Annotated in this window: 23 protein-coding genes; 13 read left to right on the plus strand and 10 right to left on the minus strand. The window is 72.6% G+C overall.

Annotated features, from left to right (window positions below; all coding sequences use genetic code 11):
• Both Q9S36_RS44020 and Q9S36_RS44025 read left to right on the plus strand, forming a co-directional pair.
• Positions 1 to 644: DUF4192 domain-containing protein (locus tag Q9S36_RS44020; RefSeq protein ID WP_311291075.1), on the plus strand; the 644-nt coding region annotated here is incomplete at its 5' end.
• A 54-nt stretch (positions 645 to 698) separates the two neighbouring features.
• On the plus strand, positions 699 to 2162 hold the full coding sequence (locus Q9S36_RS44025) for a glutamate--cysteine ligase (RefSeq protein ID WP_311291076.1): 1464 nt from the start codon (positions 699 to 701) through the stop codon (positions 2160 to 2162).
• Between the two features lie 17 nt (positions 2163 to 2179).
• Here Q9S36_RS44025 and Q9S36_RS44030 read toward each other — a convergent pair whose 3' ends face one another.
• The gene (locus Q9S36_RS44030) at positions 2180 to 2602 is read right to left on the minus strand and encodes a hypothetical protein (protein WP_311291077.1); all 423 of its coding nucleotides are present in this window, start codon (positions 2600 to 2602) and stop codon (positions 2180 to 2182) included.
• Between the two features lie 125 nt (positions 2603 to 2727).
• On the opposite strand from Q9S36_RS44030, the gene Q9S36_RS44035 reads away from it, so the two are divergent.
• The 6 genes from Q9S36_RS44035 (at position 2728) to Q9S36_RS44060 (ending at position 8395) form a co-directional block, all read left to right on the plus strand.
• Positions 2728 to 3129, plus strand: coding sequence for a universal stress protein (locus Q9S36_RS44035; RefSeq protein WP_311291078.1), 402 nt, complete (start codon positions 2728 to 2730; stop codon positions 3127 to 3129).
• Between the two features lie 49 nt (positions 3130 to 3178).
• Positions 3179 to 3745: an HhH-GPD-type base excision DNA repair protein gene (locus Q9S36_RS44040; protein ID WP_311291079.1), complete on the plus strand. Its 567-nt coding sequence runs from the start codon at positions 3179 to 3181 to the stop codon at positions 3743 to 3745.
• A gap of 103 nt (positions 3746 to 3848) precedes the next feature.
• Positions 3849 to 5342 carry an RNA polymerase sigma factor gene (locus Q9S36_RS44045; protein ID WP_311291080.1) on the plus strand — a complete coding sequence of 498 codons (1494 nt, stop codon included), beginning with the start codon at positions 3849 to 3851 and terminating at the stop codon, positions 5340 to 5342.
• A gap of 145 nt (positions 5343 to 5487) precedes the next feature.
• The gene (locus Q9S36_RS44050) at positions 5488 to 6762 is read left to right on the plus strand and encodes a hypothetical protein (protein WP_311291081.1); all 1275 of its coding nucleotides are present in this window, start codon (positions 5488 to 5490) and stop codon (positions 6760 to 6762) included.
• On the plus strand, positions 6759 to 7361 hold the full coding sequence (locus Q9S36_RS44055) for a TetR/AcrR family transcriptional regulator (RefSeq protein WP_311291082.1): 603 nt from the start codon (positions 6759 to 6761) through the stop codon (positions 7359 to 7361). The genes Q9S36_RS44050 and Q9S36_RS44055 overlap by 4 nt, the downstream gene beginning before the upstream one ends.
• Entirely contained in the window at positions 7358 to 8395 is a 1038-nt protein-coding gene (locus Q9S36_RS44060; RefSeq protein ID WP_311291083.1) for a M28 family peptidase, read from the plus strand. The genes Q9S36_RS44055 and Q9S36_RS44060 overlap by 4 nt, the downstream gene beginning before the upstream one ends.
• A gap of 4 nt (positions 8396 to 8399) precedes the next feature.
• Here Q9S36_RS44060 and Q9S36_RS44065 read toward each other — a convergent pair whose 3' ends face one another.
• Positions 8400 to 9551 carry a CapA family protein gene (locus Q9S36_RS44065; RefSeq protein WP_311291084.1) on the minus strand — a complete coding sequence of 384 codons (1152 nt, stop codon included), beginning with the start codon at positions 9549 to 9551 and terminating at the stop codon, positions 8400 to 8402.
• 73 nt (positions 9552 to 9624) lie between these two features.
• On the opposite strand from Q9S36_RS44065, the gene Q9S36_RS44070 reads away from it, so the two are divergent.
• A complete protein-coding gene (locus Q9S36_RS44070) occupies positions 9625 to 10167 on the plus strand; it encodes a hypothetical protein (protein ID WP_311291085.1) in 543 nt (180 codons plus the stop codon).
• Between the two features lie 4 nt (positions 10168 to 10171).
• On the opposite strand, the gene Q9S36_RS44075 is transcribed toward Q9S36_RS44070, so the two are convergent.
• From Q9S36_RS44075 to Q9S36_RS44085, 3 genes are all read right to left on the minus strand, one after another.
• The gene (locus tag Q9S36_RS44075; RefSeq protein ID WP_311291086.1) at positions 10172 to 10999 is read right to left on the minus strand and encodes an EamA family transporter; all 828 of its coding nucleotides are present in this window, start codon (positions 10997 to 10999) and stop codon (positions 10172 to 10174) included.
• Positions 10999 to 11475 (minus strand): DUF456 domain-containing protein, encoded by a 477-nt coding sequence (locus Q9S36_RS44080; protein ID WP_311291087.1) that lies wholly within the window; start codon positions 11473 to 11475, stop codon positions 10999 to 11001. The genes Q9S36_RS44075 and Q9S36_RS44080 overlap by 1 nt, the downstream gene beginning before the upstream one ends.
• Before the next feature lie 92 nt (positions 11476 to 11567).
• A complete protein-coding gene (locus Q9S36_RS44085) occupies positions 11568 to 11813 on the minus strand; it encodes a hypothetical protein (RefSeq protein ID WP_311291088.1) in 246 nt (81 codons plus the stop codon).
• 321 nt (positions 11814 to 12134) lie between these two features.
• On the opposite strand from Q9S36_RS44085, the gene Q9S36_RS44090 reads away from it, so the two are divergent.
• The gene (locus tag Q9S36_RS44090) at positions 12135 to 14207 is read left to right on the plus strand and encodes a DNA topoisomerase IV subunit B (protein ID WP_311291089.1); all 2073 of its coding nucleotides are present in this window, start codon (positions 12135 to 12137) and stop codon (positions 14205 to 14207) included.
• A 122-nt stretch (positions 14208 to 14329) separates the two neighbouring features.
• Here the strand turns inward: Q9S36_RS44090 and Q9S36_RS44095 are convergent, their stop codons facing one another.
• From Q9S36_RS44095 to Q9S36_RS44110, 4 genes are read right to left on the minus strand one after another with little or no spacing between them, the layout of a single operon-like run.
• Positions 14330 to 14803: a carbonic anhydrase gene (locus Q9S36_RS44095; RefSeq protein ID WP_311291121.1), complete on the minus strand. Its 474-nt coding sequence runs from the start codon at positions 14801 to 14803 to the stop codon at positions 14330 to 14332.
• Positions 14804 to 14845: 42 nt separating this feature from the next.
• A complete protein-coding gene (locus Q9S36_RS44100; protein ID WP_311291090.1) occupies positions 14846 to 16681 on the minus strand; it encodes an MFS transporter in 1836 nt (611 codons plus the stop codon).
• Complete coding sequence (locus tag Q9S36_RS44105) at positions 16678 to 17412, minus strand: LppX_LprAFG lipoprotein (protein ID WP_311291091.1); 735 nt, start codon at positions 17410 to 17412, stop codon at positions 16678 to 16680. Before Q9S36_RS44105 ends, Q9S36_RS44100 begins: the two co-directional genes overlap by 4 nt.
• 4 nt (positions 17413 to 17416) lie before the next feature.
• Positions 17417 to 19915, minus strand: coding sequence for a DNA topoisomerase (ATP-hydrolyzing) (locus tag Q9S36_RS44110; RefSeq protein ID WP_311291092.1), 2499 nt, complete (start codon positions 19913 to 19915; stop codon positions 17417 to 17419).
• Positions 19916 to 20029: 114 nt separating this feature from the next.
• Here Q9S36_RS44110 and Q9S36_RS44115 point away from each other — a divergent pair, with 114 nt between their 5' ends.
• The 3 genes from Q9S36_RS44115 to Q9S36_RS44125 are packed head-to-tail and all read left to right on the plus strand — an operon-like array spanning position 20030 to position 24465.
• Complete coding sequence (locus Q9S36_RS44115; RefSeq protein WP_311291093.1) at positions 20030 to 22744, plus strand: GNAT family N-acetyltransferase; 2715 nt, start codon at positions 20030 to 20032, stop codon at positions 22742 to 22744.
• Between the two features lie 21 nt (positions 22745 to 22765).
• Positions 22766 to 23347 carry a DUF5998 family protein gene (locus Q9S36_RS44120; RefSeq protein WP_311291094.1) on the plus strand — a complete coding sequence of 194 codons (582 nt, stop codon included), beginning with the start codon at positions 22766 to 22768 and terminating at the stop codon, positions 23345 to 23347.
• On the plus strand, positions 23344 to 24465 hold the full coding sequence (locus tag Q9S36_RS44125; RefSeq protein WP_311291095.1) for an alkaline phosphatase family protein: 1122 nt from the start codon (positions 23344 to 23346) through the stop codon (positions 24463 to 24465). Before Q9S36_RS44120 ends, Q9S36_RS44125 begins: the two co-directional genes overlap by 4 nt.
• Before the next feature lie 11 nt (positions 24466 to 24476).
• On the opposite strand, the gene Q9S36_RS44130 is transcribed toward Q9S36_RS44125, so the two are convergent.
• Positions 24477 to 25130, minus strand: a complete 654-nt coding sequence (locus Q9S36_RS44130) for a thymidine kinase (RefSeq protein ID WP_311291096.1) — start codon at positions 25128 to 25130, stop codon at positions 24477 to 24479.

Raw genomic sequence — 25130 nt, forward strand, 5'->3', positions numbered from 1 at the left:
TCCGCGAGGTGCTGCGGGTGCACGACTCCCACTGGTACGCCGTCCTGCCGGGCGCGCCGCTGGCCACCTACCGCGGTGTGCCCTTCGTCCTGGCCGACCACCCGTTCACGGCCCAGGCCGTCTTCGACGGGCGGGTGACCCATCCCAGCCGCGACGCGCTCCGCGCCACCGTGGCCGCGGAGCCCGCGGCGGTCGAGGTGACGGAGCGGGCCCTCGCCACGGCCTCCCCGCTGGCCGCCGGAGCGCTCCTCGCGCTGGCACGCCGCCACGTCGAGGGCGGCTCGCGGTTCTCCGTCGAGGAGCTGGCCTGCGTCGCGCTGACCGTCACGTCGGGCGAGCGCCGCGACGAGGCGTGGGCCTGGCTCGCTCGCCCGCAGGCCCGCGCGGCGGTGGACCTGTGGTCCGACGCCGTGCGCCGACTGCCCGTCCCCCACGTCGCGGGGCCCGCCGCGGTGCTGGCGTTCGCGGCCTGGCTCGCCGGTGACGGCGCCCTCGCCTGGTGCGCGGTCGACCGGTGCCGGGAGTCGAGCCCGAGCCACTCCCTCGCCACGCTGGTGTCCGGGATGCTGGAGACGGCGACCCCACCGGACTCGTGGGAGGCCCTGCGCCCCGACCTCGACGTCACGGCGGATCCCGCTGCCTGAGCTCCCCCCTCGCGGGCGGTTCCCGGCGCTCGCCGCCGTGGCTAGTGTGCCGACATGGGAGAAGAGGTCGACCAGCAGGAGTTCAGCCGCGCCGACCGGACGCGCCACCGGGAGAAGGTGCGTCGCAACCTCGACGTGTTCGCCCGGATGCTGCGCGAGGCGCGCTTCGACACCGACGACCCGATGACGGGCCTGGAGATGGAGCTCAACCTCATCGACGACGCGGGGGACCCGGCGCTCAAGAACGCCGAGGTCCTCGAGGCGCTCGCCGACCCTGACTTCCAGACCGAGCTCGGGCAGTTCAACATCGAGATCAACGTCGCACCGGCCAAGCTCAGGGAGGGCGGCCTCTCCACCTTCGAGGCCAGCCTGCGGCGCTCGCTCAACGACGCCGAGGAGAAGTCGGCCGAGGTCGGCGCCCACCAGGTGATGATCGGCATCCTCCCGACCCTGGCCGAGGGCCACATGAGCCTGTCCTCGCTGAGCTCCAACCCGCGCTACAAGCTGCTCTCCGAGCAGATCCTGGCGGCGCGGGGCGAGGACATCACGATCAGCATCTCCGGCCGCGAGCGGCTCACCACGACGGCGGACTCCATCGTCCCCGAAGCCGCCTGCACGAGCACCCAGTTCCACGTCCAGACCTCGCCCGACCAGTTCGCCGCCTACTGGAACGCGGCCCAGGCCATCGCCGGCATCCAGGTCGCGGTCTCGGCCAACTCGCCGTACCTGCTCGGCAAGGAGCTCTGGCGCGAGACGCGCATCCCGCTGTTCGAGCAGGCCACCGACACCCGCAGCGAAGAGCTGAAGGCGCAAGGCGTTCGCCCGCGCGTGTGGTTCGGCGAGCGGTGGATCACCTCGGTCTTCGACCTCTTCGAGGAGAACGTGCGCTACTTCCCGGCGCTGCTCCCCATCACCGACGAGGAGGACCCGCTCCAGGTGCTCGAGGACGGCGGCACCCCGTCGCTCCACGAGCTCAAGCTGCACAACGGCACGATCTACCGCTGGAACCGCCCCGTCTACGACATCGCCGACGACATGCCGCACCTGCGGGTGGAGAACCGGCTCCTCGCCGCCGGGCCGACGGTCGCCGACACGATCGCGAACGCCGCGCTGTGGTTCGGCCTGGTGCGCCATCTCGCGGAGAGCGAGCGCCCGCTGTGGTCGCAGATGTCGTTCTCCGCGGCGGAGGAGAACTTCCACGTCGCCGCCCAGCTGGGCGTCGACGCCCAGGTCTACTGGCCGGGCATCGGGCAGGTGCGGGCCACCGAGCTGGTCCTGCGGCGGCTGCTCCCGATGGCCCGCGCCGGGCTCGACTCCTGGGGCGTGCCGGCCGAGGAGAGCGACCGCTACCTCGGCATCATCGAGCAGCGCTGCCTCAAGGAGACCAGCGGTGCCGCCTGGTTCGTCGACCGGATCCACGAGCGCGGGGGACAGGACCGGTACGACGCCCTGCGCGCGACGCTCCTCGAGTACCGCGAGCGCATGCACAGCAACGCACCCGTGCACGAGTGGGACTGACCGGATCGCCCGGCGGGTCAGGCGGCTGAGCGCCGCCGCAACCGCCTCCACTCGCGCCGTACGTCCGACACGGGGTCGAACCAGCCGCGGCGCGTGACCACCACCAGGCCGACGGGCAGGCCGAGCGACGACGCGGCCCAGTGCGCCGGGCCCAGCCAGCGCAGGTCGTCGTCGTGCGCGCTGAGCTCGCCCGGGCGCGTCAACCACAGCAGCGGCCGCTCGCCCGTCGCCGAGCCGCGCAGGAGCATCGACAGCACGACGTCGGCCCGCAGGCCGGCGTCCTGGAGCGGCGGGTCCTCGACGTGGCGCACGCTGCGACCCGGGAGACCCGCGTGCAGCACGGTGGGGAAGCGGCGGCGTGGCTCGCCCTCCACCAGCTCGAGGACGGCGGCTCGCAGCACCCGGTGGGTCCGGCGGTCGATCGGGGCCTGCAGCGTCACCCGGACAGCGTGCCGCACCCGCGGCGCGCCGACGCGCGTCTCCACAGGCTGCCCAACCCCCGCCGTTTCCGTTACGGTGCCAGCAGGCTCACCGCACGGACGCTGTGGCCGCGAGAGGAGACCCCATGGGCACCGTCGTCGTCGGATACGTCCCCAAGCCGGAGGGCGATGCCGCCCTCAGCGCCGGCATCAACGAGGCCAGGCTGCGCGGCAGCAGGCTCGTGGTGGTGAACTCCCACCGCGGCGGCCAGGAGTTCGACGGCACGAAGGCCCGCGCCGCCGAGGACGACCTGGAGAAGATCCGGGCGACGCTCGAGGAGTCCGGCGTCGAGCACGACATCCGCCAGCTGGTGCGTGGGTTCGAGCCGGCCGAGGACCTCATCAGCATCGCCGAGGCCAACAACGCCGAGCTGCTGGTCATCGGGCTGCGGCGACGCTCGCCGGTCGGCAAGCTGATCCTCGGCAGCAACGCCCAGCGCGTGCTGCTCGACGCCCCCTGCCCGGTCCTCGCCGTCAAGGCCCAGTAGCCACCCGATCGGGCGGCTGCCCGGCGGAGCTCTGGGGCACAATGCCCCCATGGGCATCCAGATCACCGGCGACCCGGCCGCCGACAAGGTCCTCGACGACTCCTCGTTCGCGCTGCTGATCGGGATGATGCTCGACCAGCAGTACCCGATGGAGCACGCGTTCCGAGGGCCGGCGAAGGTGCTCGACCGGTTCGGCACGTTCGAGCCGCACGCGATCGCGGCCGCCGACCCCGAGGAGTTCGCGGCGATGGCCTCGACGCCGCCGGCGATCCACCGGTTCCCGGGCTCCATGGCGGCGCGGCTGCAGGAGGTGGCCCGCATCGTGGAGGACACCTACGGCGGCGACGCCTCGCGGCTGTGGACCGAGGCGAGCGACGCCAAGGACCTGCTCAAGCGGATCATGGCCCTGCCCGGGTTCGGCAAGCAGAAGGCCCAGATCTTCGTGGCGCTGCTCGCCAAGCAGCTCGGCGTACGCCCGGAGGGCTGGGAAGCGGTCGTCGGGGACTACGCGCTCGAGGGGCACCGGTCGGTCGCCGACGTCGTCGACGCCGAGTCGCTGCAGAAGGTCCGTGACTTCAAGAAGGCCACGAAGGCGGCGGCGCGCGCGTCGGACTGAGGGCGGATACGCGGTCGCGTGGGAGGCCGTGGCAGAATGACGACGCGGCTCTTGACGTCACCGGGCCTCGCCGCGCCCCGAAGCTGTTTGACGAGAGGTGTTCGTGTCCTCACACGCACGCAAGTTGCTCCCCGCCGAGGTGCTGTCGCACCCCTCCATCACCGCCCTGGTCGCCGGGGGCACCCCCACCGGCACCGTCTCCCCCGAGGACGTACGTCGCGCGAGTGACGAGGCCGGCGTGGAGCCCAAGCACCTGAAGGCACTCCTCGTGCACCTCAGCGGCCTGGGCATCTCGGTCCAGGTCGACGCCACGAGCCTGCGCGCGGTCGCCGCGACCAGCAAGCGCTCGAGCACGTCCGCGGCCGCGAAGAAGGCGCCGGCCAAGAAGGCCGCCGCGGCGACCGAGGCCCCGGCCAAGAAGGCGGCTGCCAAGAAGGCTGCGCCCGCCAAGAAGGCCGCGGCCAAGAAGACCGCCGCCGAGCCTGCCGGTGGCGAGGTCGTCGACCTCGGCGCCGCGGACGCGGTCGTCGGCCCCGACGGCAAGAAGGTCCTGCCCGACATCCCGGACGACCAGTTCGAGAAGGACGTCGCCGCCGACCCGACGATCAAGGAGGACGAGAAGCAGGCCTTCACCGTCTCCGCGGCCGACGAGACCGACGAGCCCGAGCAGCAGGTCATGGTGGCCGGCGCCACCGCCGACCCGGTGAAGGACTACCTCAAGCAGATCGGCAAGGTCCCGCTCCTCAACGCCGAGATGGAGGTCGAGCTCGCCAAGCGGATCGAGGCCGGCCTGTTCTCCGAGGAGAAGCTCGCCAAGGGCGGGCGCATCAGCGCGAAGATGCTCGAGGAGTACGAGTGGATCGCCGAGGACGGCCGGCGCGCCAAGAACCACCTCCTCGAGGCCAACCTCCGCCTCGTCGTCTCCCTCGCCAAGCGCTACACCGGGCGCGGCATGCTCTTCCTCGACCTGATCCAGGAGGGCAACCTCGGCCTGATCCGCGCGGTCGAGAAGTTCGACTACACCAAGGGCTACAAGTTCTCGACGTACGCCACGTGGTGGATCCGCCAGGCGATCACCCGTGCGATGGCCGACCAGGCCCGCACCATCCGCATCCCGGTGCACATGGTCGAGGTCATCAACAAGCTGGCCCGCGTGCAGCGCCAGATGCTCCAGGACCTGGGCCGCGAGCCCACTCCGGAGGAGCTGGCCAAGGAGCTCGACATGACCCCCGAGAAGGTCATCGAGGTCCAGAAGTACGGCCGCGAGCCCATCTCGCTGCACACCCCGCTCGGCGAGGACGGCGACTCCGAGTTCGGTGACCTGATCGAGGACTCCGAGGCCATCGTCCCGGCTGACGCGGTGTCGTTCACGCTCCTGCAGGAGCAGCTCCACGCCGTGCTCGACACGCTCTCCGAGCGCGAGGCGGGCGTGGTGTCGATGCGGTTCGGCCTCACCGACGGCCAGCCGAAGACGCTCGACGAGATCGGCAAGGTCTACGGCGTGACCCGCGAGCGGATCCGCCAGATCGAGTCCAAGACCATGTCGAAGCTGCGTCACCCCAGCCGGTCGCAGGTCCTGCGCGACTACCTGGACTGAGCCCGGCCTCCGGCATCGCACGAGCAGCGCCGTCCCCGCTGGGGGACGGCGCTGCTCTGCGTCTGGCCCTTGACGGGAGCGACCGCCGGGCGGACCATGCAACAACGCGAAGATCGATTCGCGTCCATGGATCTCGGGAGGGCCCATGCTCGGACGCAGTGCTCGTCATCGGTCGGCAGCCGCCGGCACGCTCCTCGTCGCGGCGGGTGCGCTCACCGCGCTCGCGCCGCCCGCGCAGGCCGACCCGCTGCCACCGACGGCGGTGGCCATGGGCGACAGCTTCGTCAGCGGCGAGGGCGCGGGCGCCTACCAGGCCGTCACCGACCAGTCGGGCACGGCGCAGGGGTTCCCGGGCTGGTCGGCGCCCAACAGCAACGCCTACTTCTGCCACCGCTCCGCCAACGCCTCGATCCAGGTGGCCGACCTGCCGGGGATCGTCCGCCGGGTCAACCTCGCCTGCTCGGGCGCGCAGCCGGCGGACATGACGTCCGCGTCGAGCGCACGCCCCGCGGGGCGCACCGTCGCCTCCCAGGTCGCGCAGCTGCGCGCGGTGGCGCAGACCGGCGACATCGACCTCGTCCTGCTCGGCCTCGGCTCCAACAACAGCCAGTTCACCTTCGGGGGCGTGGCCGCCGAGTGCGCGGGTCGCTTCGTCGCCGACGGCTACACCGGGTGGTGGGAGGTGTGGATCCATTTCGCCAACTGGGTGACCGGCGCCGAGCTCAACGAGCGGGCCTGCAGCGACGCGGACTTCGCGACCGCCACCCAGCTCGCGGCGGCCCGCGCGGAGACCACCGCGGCGGTGCGCCAGGTGCTCGACGTGCTGGACGAGGTCGACGCGGACGGCGACCACCGCGTCGTCCTGCAGGACTACACCAACCCGCTCCCGCCGGCGTACGCCGAGCAGTACCGCACCGAGGACGGGCGCAGCGACACCCGCGACAAGTACCGCGCGCTCGTCGACGAGAGGTACGCCGCCGGGTGCCCCGCCGACATCGACTCGCTCGCCCCGGGCCAGCGGTTCAGCCAGAACCTCGGCGGCCTCGTCGCAGGTGTCGCGACGACCCTGCAGGCGGAGCGTCCCGGCGCGAAGATCACCTACCTGGACGTGCAGCGCGCCTTCGACGGCGCCCGCCTGTGCGAGCAGCCCGGCAGCCCCGCGGGCTCGCTCGCCACACCGCTGCGGGTCATGGACGGGCCCAGCGGCGTGCACGTGCAGAGCTTCACGCCCTACGACAAGTTCGACATCAAGCGCGTCACCGACACCTGCCAGACCTACTACCAGACCTGCCAGGAGTCGTGGCACCCGAACGCAGCGGGACACCGGACGCTCGGCACCTGCCTGCGTGGCGCCTGGCTGGCCGGCGCCCGGAGCGTCACGTGCGCCCGCAGCGCGTCGGGGGCCATCATGGTCCGGTGAGCGGCACTCGGCGCAGCCCCCAGCAGGACCGGTCGCGGGAGACCGTCGACCGGATCCTCGTCGCCGCCGAGCAGGAGATCGGCGAGCGGGGTGTGGCGGGGGCGAGCACCACGCGCATCGCCTCCCGGGCCGGGCTCTCGGTCGGGGCGCTCTACCGCTTCTTCGAGGACAAGGCCGCGATCGTCGACGCGCTCGCGAACCGCTACCTCGAAGCGGTGGCGCCTGCCTACACCGAGGTCGTGTCCCACATCGCCTCGGTGGGCGACCTCGACGCCGTCCTCGGCGAGCTCCTCCGCCGTGCCGCCGCCCTGCAGGAGCAGCACCCCGGCTACTACCGGCTCACCGAGGAGCTGTCGCCCGACCGCCGCGACTCACCAGCGCACGCGGTCCGCGAGCACCTGGTCGACCTCTTCGCCGAGGCGTTGCGCGGGACGGGCATCGAGCGGACCCCCGTCGAGCTGCGCCGGGTCGTCGAGCTGTGCATCGAGACCGTGCGCCACACCCTCGCGCACCGTCCACCCGGGCACGAGGACCGCGAGGCGTCGCTGGCCGAGGTCGAGGTGATGCTGCGGGCCTACCTCGACGCCCGTCTCCGATGACCACCTCGATCGCCACCCCGATCACCACCCCGATCACCACCGCCCCGCGGCGGCGACGCCTCGCCGTCGCCGCCACGGCCGCGCTCCTGGCCACCGCCTGCTCGAGCGACCCGGCCGAGCCCGTTGGGCCGCCCCAGGACCCCACTGGGCGGCCCGGCGCGACGTCGTCGCCGCCGGCCGAGACCGAGCAGCAGCCTGATGCACCGGAGGCGGCGCCGCGGCCGGTCTTGCCCGACGACCTCGACGTGTCCACTGCGGTGGGCGCGGTGCGCCACATCGCCGGTGTCGTCGGTCCGCGCGAGGCGACCGGTCCGGCGTACGCCCGGGCGGCGGACTGGGTGGCCCGCGCTCTCACCCGCCAGGGGTACGACGTCGCGCGCCAGCGCATCGACGTACCTGCGGGGGAGTCGTGGGGCGTCCCGGTGGGGGCGGGCCGCTCCGTCAACGTGGTCGCCACCCCACCCGGCTTCGACCCCGCCGAGCCCCACCTGGTGGTGGGGGCGCACCTCGACACCGTCCCGCAGTCGCCGGGCGCGGAGGACAACGCCTCCGGCGTCGGTGTCGTGCTTGCGGTCGCGGCGGCCGCGTCGGGCAGGCGGACGAGGCTGCCGGTGGTGTTCGTGGCCTTCGGCGCCGAGGAGCCGCGGGGACCGACCGACGACGACCACCACTACGGCTCGCGGCGCTACGTCGACCTGCTGCGCCCGGCCGAGCGCAGGGCCGTGCGGGGGATGGTCTCCCTCGACCGGGTGGGCGTCGGCTCGACGGTGCCCGTGGGCTCGGCAGGCGACGGCGACCCCGTGCAGCGCAGCCTCCTGGCCGCGGCCCGGCGTGCCGGCGTGCCGGCCGCGCCCGACCCGGGCCAGCGCAGCAGCGACCACTGGTCCTTCGTCCGCAGCGGCTTGCCGGGCGCGCGCCTCGGCTCGACGCCGTACGCCGGCTACCACTCCGCCGGGGACGTCCCCGCGGTGGTCGAGCGCGCCCAGCTGCGCCGGGTGGGCCGGCTGCTCCTCGCGTGGCTCGCGCCGCGCTGAGTCCTCACCGGGCCAGGCCCGCACACGCCCGCAGGGCCTCGCGGTCGGCCCGGAAGTCGGTCGCGTCCGCGGCGGTGGTCGTCGCCGGCAACCCGTCGGCTCCGATGCGCTGCGGCGCCCACGCGGCGCGCACGACGCGTGGCGGCCGTGCCCCGGCCGTGCGGGGACGGACGGTGAGGTACAGGACGCCCGTGCGTGACGTCGCGGCGTCGCCGGGGGAGTACCAGACGTGGTTGCCGAGGCCGTAGGCGACGTAGCCGCCACCGAGCCGGCCGTCCCCCTGGAGCTGGTGGGCGTGGCTGCCGGCCACCACGTCGGCCCCTGCGGCGACCAGACGCGCGGCCAGCCGACGCTGGTCCGCACTCGGGCAGCGTGCGCCCTGGACGCCCCAGTGGAGATAGACGACCACCACGTCAGCGACCCCCCGGGCGCGACGTACGCCGGTCAGCAGGCGGGCCGGGTCGAGCGCGTCGGCGATCCCGGGCCGGTCCTCGGTGGCGGCCCAGTGGCCCGTGCGGTCGGCTGTCGGGTCCTGGTCGGCGACCGAGGCGGCGAGCGTGGCGACGCGTGTGCCGCGCACGTCGGAGACGACGGGGGCGAACGCCTCCTGAGCGTCCCGGCCGATGCCGACGACGGCGAGGGGGTCCTCGGCGGCCGCGGCGGCGCGGATCGCCCGGAAGGTGCTCGGCAGCCGGCCGCGGCCGAAGTCGAGGGCGTGGTTGTTGGCCATGCTCGCCACGTCGACGCCGGCAGCCGCGAGCGCGGTGAGGGCACCGGGCCCTGCGGAGAAGGTGAACCTCTTGCCCGGCTCCGGCACGCCCCCGCTGCCGATCGAGGTCTCGAGGTTGACGATGGTGAGGTCGGCCGCGGAGAGCGCGCCGGCGACCGGGGCGAGCGCCCTGCGCGGGTCCTGCAAGCGCTGGCGCAGCACGCCCTCGAAGTGCACGTCCCCGGCGAGGGCGATCGTCAGGCGGCGCGGCTCGTCGGGGGCGTGCGCCGGTGGCGTGCCGGACGGGCCGGGGGAGGAGGTGGCGGATGCCGCGGGGGTCGTCGATGCGGCGTCCGGCGGGTCGGGAGCCGCGCCCGGCGACGTGCAGGCCGCCAGCAGCAGGGCCAGCCCCGCCCCGGCCGCGCCCGTGGTCGCCCTTGCCCCCATCACCGGATTCTGGCACGCCGTGCACCCCGAAGTAGGTGGACGGCGCGGGGGTGGGTGGTGCCACACTCGAGGCATGAGAACTCGGATCTCGCTCGCCGCCCTGTCCGCGCTCACGCTGGTCGCCCTGGCCTCACCGCCGGCCCACGCGGAGTTCTTCGAGATCGACGACCCGGCTGACGCCAAGGGTTCGTTGACCGACATCACCGGCCTCACGGCCCGGCACGGCAACGAGAACCTCCTCGTGAAGGTGCGCTTCACCGAGCTGATGCGCTCGAGCGCGGCAGGGGTGTCGGTGTTCCTCGACACGGACCGGGAGGTGCCCGGTCCCGAGCTGGTGCTGAGCAGCGGGCTCGGCGACGGCACCGACTACGTCCTCACCGAGGCCGACGGGTGGCGGGGCAGCGACGACCGCGTCAGGTGCGACTACGCCGCGCAGCCCAAATGGGGCCGCGACGTCTTCCGTGCCGTCATCGGCCGGGAGTGCTTCGACCGCCTCCCGAGCGTGCGGGTGTCGGTGAAGATGGTCGACCAGGCCGACGGCTCGCACCCGATCGTCGACTGGGTGCCCCAACGGCGCCGGTGGACCCTCCCCGTGGGTTCCGGACTCAGCGCCTGAGCCGTCAGGCGGCCGCCACCAGGCCGACGGCCACCCCGCACAGCAGCAGGCCGACCCCCTGCGAGCCGTGGATGCGCTCTCGCAGCACCAGCGCGGCCAACGCGATCGTCACCGCGGGGTAGAGCGAGGTCACGACCGAGGCGATCGTGAGCAGCCCGCTCTGGGTGGCGAGCAGGAACGCGAGCGCCGCGGCCGTGGCCAGCAGGCCCGCGAGCGCGCCCCACGCCTGCGAGGCGTCGTACGGCACCCAGCGCCCGCCGAGCACGGCTGCGGTGAGGGCGACGCCGACCACGGCCACGCCCTGCGCGACCGCCAGTGGCGTGAAGCCGGCCTCCTCGGGGACCTGCCCCATCGCCGCGAAGAGCAGGCCGAACCCGACGCCGGCGAGGACGCCGTCGAGGATCCCGGCGGCGACGTCGCCCGTGCCGCCTGGCTCCCGGCTGACCAGCCAGATGCCGGGGACCGCCGCCAGGATGCCGAACCAGACGAGGAACTCGGGACGCTCCCCGGTCGCGACCCCCACGGCCACCGGCAGCAGCGCGGCGCCCACCGCCGAGATCGGCGCCACGACGCCCATCCGCCCGGCCGCGAGCCCGCGGTAGAGGAAGGCGCCGCCGGTGCCGCTGCCGACGCCGGCGAGCGCACCCCACAGGAGGTCGTCACGGGTGGGGGAGCCGTCGGTGGTCAGCGCCAGCAGGACCGCGCCGGCGAACGCGGCGACGGCACCGACGAAGGCGACGGGCCACGCCGACGTACGACGTGAGGCCAGGCCTCCGACGAAGTCCGAGAGCCCGTAGGCGAAGGCGGCCGCCAGGGCGAGCACGACCGCCATCAGGTCACCACCACGCCGACCACCCAGGTCGCCGCGGCCAGTGCGGCGGCGACCAGCTCGATGAGGATCGAGACGCCGACGGCCTTGAGCGCCGCGGTCGTCGAGGGCCACGCCCGTGCGGCACCCACCCGGGCACACTCGGCGAGGTAGATCCCGAGCACGAAGCCCAGGAACAGGCCCACGACCGGGACGACGAAGAAGCCGACGAACGCGAGCACCCCACCGACGAGGAGCGTGCGGTTGGGGACGCCGGACGCCTTGAGCCGACGGCCCGGGACGAGGTACTTCACGACCGTGCCGGCGGCGAGCAGGGTGGTGGCGACGGCGAAGACGACCCAGGCGGTCGAGGTGCCGATCTCGAGCGCCCAGACGAGGATCGCCCCGAGCACCAGCACGGTGCCGGGCAGCACGGGGACGATGATGCCGGCGATGCCGACGGCGATCAGCACGGCGATGAGGATCTCGGTGGGGCTCACGGGGCAAGCCTCCCAGAGGAGGTCGTGGCACGCAGAACGGCCCCGGAGAGCGTGTCCGGGGCCGTTCTGGAAGTCGGTGGGTGGGGTCTTGCTCAGGCCTCGCTGCCTGCGGCGGGAGTGCCCAGCTTGTGGGTCTCGTCGTGGACGTTGGCCGCGATCTCGCGGAGCTTCTCGCCGTGCTCGCGTGCGTGGTGGGCGCAGAAGAGCAGCTCGCCGCCGGTCTGGAGCTCCACGCGGAGGTAGGCCTGGGCGCCGCAGCGGTCGCAGCGGTCACCGGCCGTCAGGACGGCCTGGGAGGGTGCGGTGGCAGTGGTCACGTCAGCCTCATTTCTGTTCATCGGTGTCTGGCCCAACGTAGCCAGTGGGGCAAAGATTCCCACTGGCCCTAGCTCGAGAACGTGTGCAGTCAATCACGCGATCTCCTTCCCCGCTGGCGTTGTCCCCAACCGTGGACGAGCCGTTGCAGAAGTGAGACCGACTGTGCCAAGTGGTGCTGGGTGGTGCTGGGTGTGGTGCGCCCCACGCTAGTCCGCGCCGGGTGGCCACGGGGGCAGCGTGCCTCCGTCGCCCTGCGGCGTGTCGCAGGTAGTGTCGAGTCGTTCCACATCTGTGGTTCGTAGTACCCCGTTCCCCTGGATTTCACGTACGACAGGACCTTCGTGGCGGCACCGGCAGACAACACCTACAACGCAGCACACCTCCTCGTCCTCGAGGGCCTCGACGCGGTGCGCAAGCGGCCGGGCATGTACATCGGCTCGACGGACACGCGCGGTCTGATGCACTGCCTGTGGGAGATCATCGACAACGGCGTGGACGAGGCGCTGGCCGGCGTCGCGCACCGCGTCGAGGTGACGCTGCACGACGACGGGTCGGTCGAGGTCTACGACGACGGCCGCGGCATCCCGACCGACAAGGAGCCCAAGACCGGGCTGCCCGGCGTCGAGGTCGTGGCGACCAAGCTGCACGCGGGCGGCAAGTTCGGCGGCGGCTCCTACGTCGCCACCGGAGGCCTGCACGGCGTCGGCCTGTCGGTCGTCAACGCGCTGTCCTCGCGCATGGACATCGACGTCGACCGCTCGCCCAGCCAGCAGGGGATGTCCTTCCAGCGCGGCGTCCCGGGCGTCTTCGACGGCGACGGGCCGAGCGCGTCGTTCACGCCGACCTCCGGGCTCACCCGCAAGGGCAAGCGCGTCGCCAAGGGACGGACCGGCACCCGCATCCGGTTCTGGCCGGACCGCCAGATCTTCACCAAGGACGCCCGGTTCGAGATGGAGGGCCTGCTCGGGCGCGCCCGCCAGACGTCGTACATCGTGCCGGGCCTGGAGCTGGTGATCCGCGACCAGCGCGGTGACACCCCCGTGGAGGAGAAGTTCCGTCACGACGGCGGCATCGCGGAGTTCGTGGAGTTCCTGTCCCACGGGGAGCCGGTGACCGACATCCTGCGCCTGCAGGGCACCGACACCTTCACCGAGACGGTGCCGCTGCTCGACGACAAGGGCCACATGACGCCGCAGGAGGTCGAGCGCGAGCTCGCCGTGGACGTCGCGGTGCGGTGGGACACGGCGTACGACACCGAGGTGCGCTCGTTCGTCAACGTGATCGCGACGCCCAAGGGCGGCACCCACGTCAGTGGCTTCGAGGCGGCGCTGACCAAGACCTTCAACGACGCGATGCGCAACGCCAAGGTGCTCAAGGCCGCCGACACCGACGTGATCAAGGACGACGTCCTCGAGGGCCTCACCGCGGTGGTGACCGTCCGCCTGGCCGAGCCGCAGTTCGAGGGCCAGACGAAGGAGATCCTCGGCACGCCCGCCGCACGCAGCGTGGTGCGCAAGGTCGTGGCCGGCGAGCTGAAGGCCTTCCTGACCTCGACCAAGCGGGCCGAGAAGGCGCAGGCGAAGCTGCTGATGGAGAAGGTGGCCGGCGCGTCGAAGACCCGCCTCGCCGCGCGCCAGCACAAGGAGAACCAGCGCCGCAAGAACGCCCTGGAGTCCTCAGCGCTGCCGGCGAAGCTGTTCGACTGCCGCAGCACCGACACCGAGCGCACCGAGCTCTTCATCGTCGAGGGCGACTCGGCGATGGGCACCGCGAAGGCCGCGCGCAGCAGCGAGTTCCAGGCGCTGCTGCCGATTCGCGGCAAGATCCTCAACGTCCAGAAGGCGTCCGTCGGCGACATGCTGAAGAACGCCGAGTGCGCCTCGATCATCCAGGTCGTCGGCGCCGGGTCGGGGCGTACCTTCGACCTCGAGGCCGCCCGCTACGGCCGCATCATCCTGATGGCCGACGCCGACTCCGACGGCGCCCACATCCGCTGCCTGCTCGCGACGCTGTTCTTCAAGTACATGCCCGAGCTGGTGCGCGACGGCCGGCTCTACTCCGCCGTCCCGCCGCTGCACCGCATCGAGCTGTCCAACCCGAAGAAGGGGATGGACAAGTACATCTACACCTACTCCGACGACGAGCTGCAGCGGAAGCTGGCGGAGCTGAAGAAGAAGAACCTGCGCTGGAAGGATCCGGTCCAGCGCTACAAGGGCCTCGGCGAGATGGACGCCGACCAGCTGGCCGAGACCACGATGGACCCGCGCCACCGGACCCTGCGCAAGCTGACCATCGACGACGTCGACGAGGCCAGCCAGGTCTTCGAGCTGCTGATGGGCTCCGACGTCGCCCCGCGCAAGGAGTTCATCGTGCAGGGCGCCTACGAGGTCGACGTGGAGACCCTGGACGCGTAGCGCTCAGCGTCCGCCGCACTGACGCCTCACCACGGTATGCCGGGAAACGCGACACTTCCCACGGTCAACTGACGCCGGGAAGCGGGGGTTCGGCGACATCCCATGGTGAACAGGCAGGCGGCTCAGGCGTGCTGGGTGAGCAGGCCGGTGTCGACGTCGTACAGGAAGCCCCCGACGGCGGCGCGGTCGGCGATGAGCGGGTGCGTGCGCACCTTGGCGACGTCCTGGCGCAGCTGGTCGAGCTGGTCGGTGACGACGCCGAAGGACTGCCAGCTGGCGTCGGTGCCGGCGGACTCACCGACCTTGACGCGCAGCTCCTGCTCGGAGGCCGAGGCCATGGCGCAGCGGGTGTGCGGCACGACGAGGATCCGCGAGACGTTGAGCAGGTGCACGCCGAGCACCAGCGCCTCGAGAGCCTGCGGCGTCACCCGGCCACCCGGGTTGCGGAAGATCTTGGCGTCGCCGTGCTTGAGCCCGAGCATGCGCAAGGGGTCGATGCGCGAGTCCATGCACGTGACCAGCGCGATCCCGGCATGGGCCTTGCCGTCGAAGCCGCCGAGGTCGAAGGAGTCCGCGAACTCGCGGTTGGCCTGCATCAGGTCGGAGAAGTCGTCCACGAGACCGCAGGCTAGCGAACCTCAGGCGTGGCCCGAGAAGACGTCTCGTGCCGCCAGCCGGGTCGGGCGTACGTCGCGGAACACCACGAGCGCCAGCACGCCTGCCACGACCGCACATCCGGCCGCGCCCCAGAACACCGCGTGCTCCTGCGCGATGCCGGCGATCCGCAGCAGGTCGGAGAAGGCCTTGCACTTGCTCTTGCCGTCGCACACCTCCTGGACCGGGGGGATGGCGAGCTGCTCGGAGTAGTAGCGGCGCAAACCGATCGTGGTGAGCGCCGAGATCCCGATCAGCATGCCGACCATCCGCGCCACGACCACGAAGGCGCTCGCCACGCCGTGCACGTCGTCGTCGGTGAAGGCCAGCAGGGCGGCGTTGACCGGCGCGAGCGCGAGGCCGAAGCCGAGTCCACCGGTGATGAGGGCGAGGTTCGCGATCGGCTCCTCGATCGTAGTGAGGCCCCAGCGCGTCATCAGCACGAAGCCGGCCGCCGCCATCGCCATGCCGACCGCGGTGACCACGCCGGGGGACAGCGAGCGGATCAGGTAGCCGCCGACGACGGCGCCGACCGGCAGCGCCAGCAGGAAGCGCACCAGCACCAGGGCGGCGGGGAGCTGGTCGTCGGGGTAGACGGTGGTGCGGGCGAAGAGGGGGATGTCGATGAGCGCGGCGATCAGCGCGGCTCCGACGAAGAAGCTGACGAGCAGCGCCCCCCACGCCGGCGTACGACGCAGCGCGCCGCGCGGCACGAGCGGGTTGGCGGCCCGGCGGACGTGCCAGGCGAAGGCGGCCGCGGCCACGACGGCGCCGAGGAGGTACCAGCGGCCGCGCGGGGAGAAGACCTCGACCTTGGGGTCGGCGGTGGCGAAGGCGAGGATCACCCCGCCCAGCGCCAGGGCGAGGAGCAGGGCGCCGGCGAGGTCGGCCTCCAGCAGCACGCGCGTCCAGCCGCGGAGGTCGAGCAGCGGGCGGCGCGCGAACCAGCACCACGCGAGCAGCAGCACGAGCGCGCCGACCGTGATCGCGCCGATCGGCGTGAGCCAGCGGCCGTCGCCGGCGTAGGGGATGAACAGCCGGCCCCACGTCAGGTCGCGCATCAGCGCGGACGGCCGCAGGAACACCACCAGCCCGCTGGCGAGGGTGGCGAGCAGCAGGAGCAGGCCGACGACGTCTGGGAAGGGTTTCGAGGCTCGCTTCGCGGTTCCTGAGTGTCCGTGAGGGACGAGCGGATGTGTCGAAGGGCGCACCTCGACCACCGAAGTGGCGGCGGGCGAGAGGGCGCGCACGGCCGCCGCGAGCACCAGGCCGACGGCGAGGTTGATCGCGAAGATCGCCCGCCAGTCCGCGACCGCGAGCACCGCGGCTCCGAACAGCGGCCCCACGACCGAGCCGATCTCCTGCACGGCCGAGACCACGCCGAGGGGGATCCCGCGGCGCTCGACCGGGTAGAGGTCGGCGACGAGGGCGAGCGTGGCCGGGACCAGGCCGCCGCCGCCGACGCCCTGGAGGAAGCGGCCGGCCACGATGCTGGGCATGTCGTAGGCGAGGGTGGTCACGAGGGAGCCGACGGCGAACAGCACGAGCGCCATGACCAGCACGGGCACCCGCCCGCGCAGGTCGGCGATGCGGCCGATCAGGGGCAGCATCGCGACGTAGCCGAGCAGGAACCCGCTGACGATGGGTGCGGCCCGCTGGAGCTGGTCGATCGGGACGCCGACGCCGGTCATCATGTCCGGCAGCGCGAGCACGACGACGTACGTGTCGGCGGCCGCGAACGCGACGGCGACCGCCGCGATCGACAGGAGGAGTCGCGAGGTGCGCGAGACCTCCCCGGTCGCAGCCGGGTCGACGCTCACGGCGCGGTGATCTCCTTCTCGGCGCCGTAGCCGTCGAACTCGACGGTGTAGGTCATCGGGTCGGAGCGGGGGTAGAAGACACCGGTCAGCGTCGCCTTGCGCAGCTCGCCATCGTCGTTGACCTGCCACTCGACGTCGAAGGAGTCGCCGGCCGAGGACGGGATGATCGCGTCCATCGCGTCGCCCGGCACGGTGCCGGAGTAGGTCGTGAGCACCTCGGTGTTGTTGTCGCCGCCGCGGACGCTCTCGCCCTCCTCGGGGGACTCGGTCAGCCCGAGCAGGCCGGCGAAGCCGTCCTCGCCGACGAGCTGGGAGGGGTCGGGGGCGCCGTACTCCTTGGGGTTGACGGTGTCCCAGGCCCCCTGGGTGAACGGGAGCTGGGCGTAGACCTTGTCGTCGACGGCGATCACCGGGACCTCGGCGGTCTGGCCGGCGAACACGACGGTGATCGACCCCTCGAAGGCCGGCGCCTGGGTCACCGTCCCGGCAGCCTTGGCGATGCCGGACACGCCTTCGGGCAGCGTGCCGGTGGAGAGGTCGAGCTCGACGCCGCTGGTCTCGGTGAGCTTCGTGGCGGCCTCGGCCAGCACGTCCTCCGCGGACCTGCCGTCCTCGGCCGCCCCGCCGGAGTCGCCCGAACAGGCGGCGAGGGCGGGGAGTGACAGCAGGACCGAGGCGGTGGCGGCCAGACGGCGGTGCGTCCGGGCGCGGAGCGGCGCGCGAAGGGGCATGGCGTCAGCCTTCCACAGGGGCGGGCGCGGCACCGGCATCCGCGTCGGCAGCGGCGACCTGGGCGACGACGGGGGAGGCGACGGCGGCGATCGGCTGCGGGGCGGGTACGCCGGACCCGTCCCGCTTGCCGGTCGGCTCGGGCAGGTCGACGGGGGCGCCGCTGGCGGCCGCGGCCCGCGCGGGGCCCGGGCCGGCCCAGGCGGTGACGAGGGTGTCCTCGCCCTTGAGGAACCGGTGGCTCCGCACGCCGCCGGTCGCGCGGCCCTTGCCGGGGTACTCCGAGAACGGCGTGACCTTGACCGCTCCCGCCTCGGTGCCGGGCAGCGCGGTCGAGGAGCCGGACGCCGTCACCACGACGGCGTCGGCCGGGTCGAACGCGCCGAAGAACGCGACCTGCTGCCCGGCGCCGAGCTTGATGCCGGCCATGCCGCCGCCCGAGCGGCCCTGCGGCCTGACGCCGGACGCGGGGAAGTGGAGCAGCTGGGCGTCGGTGGAGATGAAGCAGAGCTCCTCCTCGCCGGTGCGGAGCTCGACGGCACCGATGACCTCGTCACCGTCCTTGAGGCCGATGACCTCCCACTCGTCGCGCCCGAGCACCTCGGGGTTGACGCGCTTGACGACGCCCTGACGCGTGCCGAGGGCGAGGCCCGGGCCGTCGGTGGGCAGCGAGGTCAGCGCGAGGGCGCGCTCGCCGTTGTCCAGCGAGAGCATCTCGCTGAGCGGGTAGCCGCCCTGGAGGTTGGGGTCGTTGGCCGAGTCGGGGAGCTCGGGCATGTCGAGGACGTTCACCTTGACCAGGCGCCCGCGGTTGGTCAGCACGCCGACCTCCCCCCGCGCGGTGGTGCGCACCGCGCTGGTCACCACGTCGTGGTTGGCCCGGCCCTCGCCGTGCCCGGGCGCGGACGCGGACGTCGTACGGGCGAGGAGGCCGCTGGAGGACAGCAGCGCGAAGCAGGGATCGTCGGCGACCTCGACGGGCGTGGTCGCGGTGACCGTCGTCCCGGCCGAGGCCAGCAGGACGGTGCGCCGCGGGGTGCCGTGCTCCTTGGCGACCTCGGTCAGCTCGTCGGAGACGACCTTCCGCAGCAGCTTCTCGTCGGCGAGGATCGCGTCGAGGTACTCGATCGTCCGCTCGAGCTCGCCCTTCTCCTTCTCCAGCTCCAGCTTGGAGAACCTGGTCAGCCGGCGCAGCGGCATGTCGAGGATGTAGTCGGCCTGGACCTCGGAGAGGTCGAAGACCGAGATGAGGCGCTCCTTGGCGGCCGCGGCGTTGTCGGAGGACCGGATGACCTGGATGACCTCGTCGATGTCGAGGATCGCGACGAGCAGGCCGTCGACGAGGTGGAGACGGTCGGCAGCCTTCTTGCGGCGGAACGCGGAGCGACGGCGTACGACGTCGAAGCGGTGGTCGAGGAAGACCTGGAGCATCTCGATGAGGCCGAGCGTGCGGGGCTGGCCGTCGACCAGCGCGACGGCGTTGATGCCGAAGGAGTCCTCGAGCGCCGTCTGGCGGTAGAGCTGCTCGAGGATCGCCTCGGGGACGAAGCCGTTCTTGACCTCGATGACCAGGCGCAGGCCGTGGTCGCGGTCGCTGAGGTCCTTGATGTCCGAGATCCCCTGGAGCTTCTTGGCGAGGACGAGCTTCTTGATCTGGTCCATCACCCGCTCGGTGCCGACGCCGTAGGGGAGCTCCGTGACGACGATGCCCTTGCGGCGCGCGGTCACCGACTCGATCCGGGCGGTGGCGCGCATCTTGAACGTGCCCCGCCCGGACTCGTAGGCGTCGCGGATGCCGTCGAGGCCCACGATCTTGCCGCCGCCGGGCAGGTCGGGGCCGGGGACGAACCGCATGACGTCGTCGAGGGCCGCCTTCGGGTGGGTGATCAGGTGCTTGAGCGCCTGGACGACCTCGACGAGGTTGTGCGGGGCGATGTTGGTCGCCATGCCGACCGCAATGCCGGCCGAGCCGTTGACGAGGAGGTGCGGGATGGCGGCCGGGAGCACGACCGGCTCCATCTCGCGCGAGTCGTAGTTGGGCTTGAAGTCGACGGTGTCCTCGTCGATCGAGGCGGTCATCGCCACGGCCGCCGGCGCCATCCGGCACTCGGTGTAGCGCATGGCGGCGGGGGAGTCGTCCGGCGAGCCGAAGTTGCCGTGCCCGTCGACGGTCCGCAGGCGCATGGACCACGGCTGCGCCATCCGCACCAGGGCGTCGTAGATCGCGCCGTCGCCGTGGGGGTGCAGCCGGCCCATCACCTCACCCACGACGCGGGCGCTCTTCACGTGGCCCCGGTCGGGGCGCAACGACATGTCGTCCATCGTGTAGAGGATCCGGCGCTGCACGGGCTTGAGGCCGTCGCGGGCGTCGGGCAGGGCGCGGGAGTAGATGACCGAGTAGGCGTACTCCAGGAACGACGACTGCATCTCGTCGCGGATGTCGGTGTCGAGGATGTGCTCCTCGAAGTCGTCCGGGAGGGGCTGCTTCGTCGTACGTCGTGCCATGCGGACCATTCTCCCCGCTCGCCCCCCGCCTCGGCCCGGGGGCACGCCGGACGGGGCCGGCCAAGGTGGTCGGCGCCGGGCTCGGGGCCGCACGGCTCGGGATAGATTGCAGCCGTGACCGAAGCGGATGAGCTGTCGACGGTGCCGCCGGCGCCGCGCCACTGGGAGGCGGACGTCCTCCTGCGCGACGGCCGGACCGCCCACATCCGGCCGATGCAGCCGGCCGACCGGGAGCTGCTGGTCGAGTTCTACAGCCGCGTCTCGGACCAGTCGAAGTACTACCGCTTCTTCTCCCCGATGCCGGAGCTGTCCGAGCGCGACCTCGACCGGTTCACCCACGTCGACCACCGCGACCGGGTGGCGCTCATCCTGCTCGTGGCCGGCCAGATGATCGCCGTGGGCCGCTACGACACCATCCGGCCCGGCTACGCCGAGGTCGCGTTCCTCGTCGAGGACAAGCACCAGGGCCGCGGGATCGGCCAGCTGCTGCTCGAGCACCTAGCCCAGGCGGGTCGCGAGCGGGGCGTGGAGGAGTTCGTCGCGGAGGTGCTCCCCGACAACCAGGCGATGATCCACACGTTCAGGGACGCCGGCTACCAGGTGAAGAGCGCCTTCGAGGACGGCGTGATGGAGCTGGTCTTCCGGATCGACCCCACCGACACCGCCATCGGCGTGATGGAGCAGCGCGAGCACCGCGCGGAGTACGCCTCGATCGAGCGCTTCCTGACCCCGAGGTCCGTGGCGGTGATCGGCGCGAGCCGCCGCCAGGACACGATCGGCCACCTGCTCGTGCGCAACCTGGTGCTGGGCGACTTCACCGGCCGGGTCCACGTGGTCAACCCGAGCGCCGACGCCGTGGGCGGCATGCCGGCGTGGAAGTCGGTCGCCGAGATTCCCGGCGACGTCGACGTGGCGATCGTCGCGGTGCCGGCCGAGTCCGTGCAGGACGTCGTGCTCGACTGCGCCGCCAAGGGCGTGCACGGGCTCGTGGTGATCTCCTCGGGCTTCGCCGAGACGGGGGAGGAGGGCCGGATGCGGCAGCGCCGCCTGGTCGGCCTGTCCCGCTCCTACGGCCTGCGCCTGATCGGCCCCAACGCCCTCGGCGTGATCAACACCGACCCCGACGTGTCGCTCAACGCCTCGCTCTCCTCGGTGATGCCGCCCCGCGGCCGTGCCGGGTTCTTCTGCCAGTCCGGCGCGCTCGGCTCGGCGATCCTGGAGAAGGTGCAGAACCGCGGACTGGGCCTCACCACCTTCGTCAGCGCCGGCAACCGCGCCGACGTCTCGGGCAACGACCTCCTCCAGTACTGGGAGGAGGACGACGCGACCGAGGTCGTGCTGCTCTACCTCGAGTCCATCGGCAACCCGCGCAAGTTCTCCCGGATCTGTCGCCGGGTGAGCCGCCGCAAGCCGATCGTCGCGGTGAGGTCGGGTCGGAGCTCGCAGGGCGTCCCGATGGGCCACGCGGTCCGCAAGATCGGCGCCCCACCAGAGGCGGTCGACGCGATGTTCCGCCAGGCCGGCATCATCCAGGTCGAGTCGCTGGAGGAGATGTTCGACGTCGCCCAGCTGCTGGCCCACCAGCCGCTGCCGCGCGGGCGCCGGGTCGCGATCGTCGGCAACTCCGACGCGCTCGGGCTCCTGGCCGCGGACGCCGCGAACTCCGTCGGCCTCGTCGTCAACAAGCAGGTCGCGCTCGGCGCCGAGGCCACGGCCGAGGACTTCGAGGACGCGCTCGACGGCGCCATCGACGACCCCGAGGTCGACGCTGTCGTGGCGATCTTCATCCCCCCGCTCAACGTCGACGGCGCCCGTGAGGACGTCGCCAACGTGCTCGCCGCGGTCGGCGAGCAGTCCGACAAGCCGATCGTCTCGACCTTCCTCGGCACCGAGGGCGTCCCGGAGCTGCTGCGGGTGCCCGACGTGGCCGGCTCCAGCGCCGGGCGCGGGTCCGTGCCGTCGTACCCCGCCGTCGAGGCCGCCGTGCGCGCGCTCGCGCGCGTCGTGGAGTACGCCGTGTGGCTGCGCTTCCCGCAGGCCGCCCCGCTCGAGCCGGCGTCGTCCGAGCGCGACAAGGCCCGCCACCTCGTCAACGAGCTGCTCATGCGTCACCCGGAGGGCCGCGACCTCGACTTCGAGGAGCAGCACCGGCTCCTCGGCGCCTACGGCATCGACCTGTGGGACACCTACGCGGTGGAGTCGCTCGACGAGGCCGTGACGGCCGGCGAGGCGCTGGGCTGGGACGTCGTCCTCAAGGCGACCGCCGACCACCTCCGCGACCGCCCCGACCTCGCCCACGTGTGGCGCAACATCGACAGCGCGGAGGAGATGAAGGACGCCTGGTCCTCGCTCAACCGGGTGATCACCGACCCCGACAAGGCCGGCTTCGTCGTGCAGCGCAACGCCCCGCCCGGCGTGCCGGTGACCATCAACACGATGGAGGACCCGCTCTTCGGGCCGGTGATCTCGTTCGGGGTCAGCGGTCCGCTGACCGAGCTGCTCGGCGACCGGTCCTACCGGATCCCGCCGCTCGCGGAGCACGACGCGCAGGACATGGTCCGCGAGATCAAGGCTTCGCCGCTGCTCTTCGGCTACCGCGGCAGCGAGATCGTCGACGTGGAGGAGGTGGAGCGGCTGGTGCGCCAGGTCGCGCAGCTCCAGCACGACCTCCCGCAGGTCCGGGCGCTGCAGCTGCCGCTGGTGCTCGCCGGCGCCGAGGGCGCGACGGTGCTGGGCGCGAGCGTGCGCGTGGAGCCGGTCAAGGACTCGCGGTCGGACTGGTTCGTGCGGCGGCTCAGCACCATGCCGGGCGACACGCTCCCCGACTGACCGCCGTGACAGACTTCACCCATGGCCCGCTCCACCCGTGACCTGGACGTCTCCGACGACCTCCGCCGCGAGATCCACCGCACCGGCTACTACCCCGAGGTCGTCGCCGACGGCGTCTTCTCCGCCGCGGGCGGCGAGGAGGTCGTGTCGTACTTCGTGCACCACGAGACGACGTTCGACCACGAGGAGGTACGCCGCCACCTGACGGCGCTGCTGCTCACCCCGACGCGCCTGGTGATCGCGCACACCGACGAGCACCCGGGCGACGACCTGCTCCCCGAGCCCTACACGTCGACCACCACCGAGGCGGTGACCCTGACCTCGATCCGGACGGTGGTCGTGACCCGGATGGTGGCCAACCCCACCGCGGGCGTCGCCCCGCCGGCGGAGGCCGTGCTGACGATCGGCTGGGGCGGCGTGGGTCGCCTCGACCTCGAGCCGGCGGTCTGCTCCGACCCGAGCTGCGACGCCGACCACGGCTACACCGGCACGCTGGCCGGCGACGACTACACCCTGCGCGTCTCCGCCGCCGCCGAGGGCGCCGGCTCAGTGGCCGGTCTGCTCTCCTTCGCCGACGCCCTGTCGGCGCGCACGCGGGGATGAACCCGGAGTTCACCGCTCCCGCCTACGGCGACCGCTCGCTCGCTGACGTGGTGCCCTCCGTGGCCCGCGCGCTGGGGACGGGCCTCGACGGGTACGACGGCGGGCTCGAGCTGCCGCCGGCTCCGGCGTACGTCGTGTTCCTGGTCGACGGCCTGGGGGCGGAGCTGCTCGCCCGCCACGGCCACTCCGCGCCGTACCTCTCCTCGTTGGTCGCCGACGGGTCGACGGGCACCGCCGGCGTCCCGTCGACGACCGCGACCTCGCTCACCTCGCTCGGCACCGGCCTGGTGCCGGGGGCGCACGGCCTGGTCGGGTTCACCGCGCGGATCCCCGGCACCGACCGGCTGCTCAACCACCTCTGGTGGGACAAGCACGTCGACCCGCTCGAGTGGCAGCCGCACCCGACCGCCTTCGGCCGGCTCGCCCACGCGGGCGTGCACGTCACGTCGGTCAACAAGAGGGACTTCGACGGGTCCGGGCTCACGGTCGCCTCGCAGCGCGGCGCGACCTACGTCGGCGCCGACCGCGTCGGCGAGCGCATCGCGGCCGCCGTCAGCGCCTCGGCGCACCAGCCGTCCCTGACCTACGTCTACGACTCCGACCTCGACTGGACGGGCCACAAGTTCGGCGTGGCCTCGACGCAGTGGCTGCAGCAGCTCTCCATGGTCGACCACCAGGCCGAGCAGCTGCGCGAGGCGCTGCCCGCCTCCACGCGGCTCCTGGTGGTGGCCGACCACGGGATGGTCGACAGCCCCCAGGAGGCGCGGGTGGACGTCGACGAGACCGACGGGCTGCGCGACGGCGTGGGCCTGGTGGGCGGCGAGGCCAGGTTCCGGCACCTCTACTGCGCGGCCCGGGCGGTGCCCGACGTGGTCGCGACCTGGCGCGAGGTGCTGGGCGAGCGCGCCACCGTGCTCACCCGGGAGGAGGCGATCGGCGAAGGTTGGTTTGGCGCCGTCGAGCCGGGAGTCCTACCCCGGCTGGGCGACGTCATGGTCGCCTGCCACGGCGACACCGCGGTGGTCTCGACACGCGACTTCCCCTACGAGAACACCCTCGTCGGGCTCCACGGGTCGCTCACGCCCTCGGAGATGCTCATCCCGATCCTCGTCGGCTGAGGCGCGGCGGCTCAGCCGAAGGGCAGCGGCTCGGGAGCCAGGCTGACGGCCTTGGCGCGGGCGGCGGTCAGCCGGCGCCGGTGGTGCTGGCGGCAGAGGACCTCGTACGCCACGTCGGCGGGCGGCTCGTCGACCTGGTCGACGTCGCCGACCACGATCACCTCACCCTCCACGACCATCGCGCCGTTCTCGGTGCGGGCGTTGTGGGTGGCGCGCTTGCCGCACCAGCACAGCGCCTCCACCTGCAGCACGTTCATCCGGTCGGCGAGCTCGACAAGCCGTGCGCTGCCGGGGAACAGCACCGTGCGGAAGTCGGTGAGGATGCCGAAGGCGAAGACGTCGATCTGGAGCTCGTCGACGACCTTGGCGAGCTGGTCGATCTGCTCGGGGGAGTAGAACTGGGCCTCGTCGCAGATGAGGTAGTCGATGCGGCCGCCGCGGGTCAGGGTGTCGACGACGTAGGTCCAGAAGTCGAAGTCGGCATCGACCTCGAGCGCGTCGTGGGTGAGCCCGAGACGGCTGGACAGCACGGCCTGGCCGGCGCGGTCGTGGGTGGTGAAGATGCGGCCGACGCGTCCGCGGGCGGCGTGGTTGTGGTTGGTCTGGAGCGCCAGCGTCGACTTGCCGGAGTCCATCGTGCCCGTGAAGAAGTGCAGTTCAGCCAT

Source organism: Microbacterium sp. ARD31 (genome assembly GCF_031844425.1).

Bases quoted from the DNA above. Each gene is read 5' to 3' on its own strand.
- Q9S36_RS44105 (WP_311291091.1), bottom strand. From the start codon at position 17,412: ATGCCCCTTCGCGCGCCGCTCCGCGCCCGGACGCACCGCCGTCTGGCC.
- Q9S36_RS44070 (WP_311291085.1), top strand. From the start codon at position 9,625: ATGAGAACTCGGATCTCGCTCGCCGCCCTGTCCGCGCTCACGCTGGTC.
- Q9S36_RS44050 (WP_311291081.1), top strand. From the start codon at position 5,488: ATGCTCGGACGCAGTGCTCGTCATCGGTCGGCAGCCGCCGGCACGCTC.
- Q9S36_RS44130 (WP_311291096.1), bottom strand. From the start codon at position 25,130: ATGGCTGAACTGCACTTCTTCACGGGCACGATGGACTCCGGCAAGTCG.
- Q9S36_RS44040 (WP_311291079.1), top strand. From the start codon at position 3,179: ATGGGCATCCAGATCACCGGCGACCCGGCCGCCGACAAGGTCCTCGAC.
- Q9S36_RS44060 (WP_311291083.1), top strand. From the start codon at position 7,358: ATGACCACCTCGATCGCCACCCCGATCACCACCCCGATCACCACCGCC.
- Q9S36_RS44085 (WP_311291088.1), bottom strand. From the start codon at position 11,813: ATGAACAGAAATGAGGCTGACGTGACCACTGCCACCGCACCCTCCCAG.
- Q9S36_RS44065 (WP_311291084.1), bottom strand. From the start codon at position 9,551: ATGGGGGCAAGGGCGACCACGGGCGCGGCCGGGGCGGGGCTGGCCCTG.
- Q9S36_RS44035 (WP_311291078.1), top strand. From the start codon at position 2,728: ATGGGCACCGTCGTCGTCGGATACGTCCCCAAGCCGGAGGGCGATGCC.
- Q9S36_RS44075 (WP_311291086.1), bottom strand. From the start codon at position 10,999: ATGGCGGTCGTGCTCGCCCTGGCGGCCGCCTTCGCCTACGGGCTCTCG.
- Q9S36_RS44110 (WP_311291092.1), bottom strand. From the start codon at position 19,915: ATGGCACGACGTACGACGAAGCAGCCCCTCCCGGACGACTTCGAGGAG.
- Q9S36_RS44125 (WP_311291095.1), top strand. From the start codon at position 23,344: ATGAACCCGGAGTTCACCGCTCCCGCCTACGGCGACCGCTCGCTCGCT.
- Q9S36_RS44120 (WP_311291094.1), top strand. From the start codon at position 22,766: ATGGCCCGCTCCACCCGTGACCTGGACGTCTCCGACGACCTCCGCCGC.
- Q9S36_RS44025 (WP_311291076.1), top strand. From the start codon at position 699: ATGGGAGAAGAGGTCGACCAGCAGGAGTTCAGCCGCGCCGACCGGACG.
- Q9S36_RS44095 (WP_311291121.1), bottom strand. From the start codon at position 14,803: ATGCAGGCCAACCGCGAGTTCGCGGACTCCTTCGACCTCGGCGGCTTC.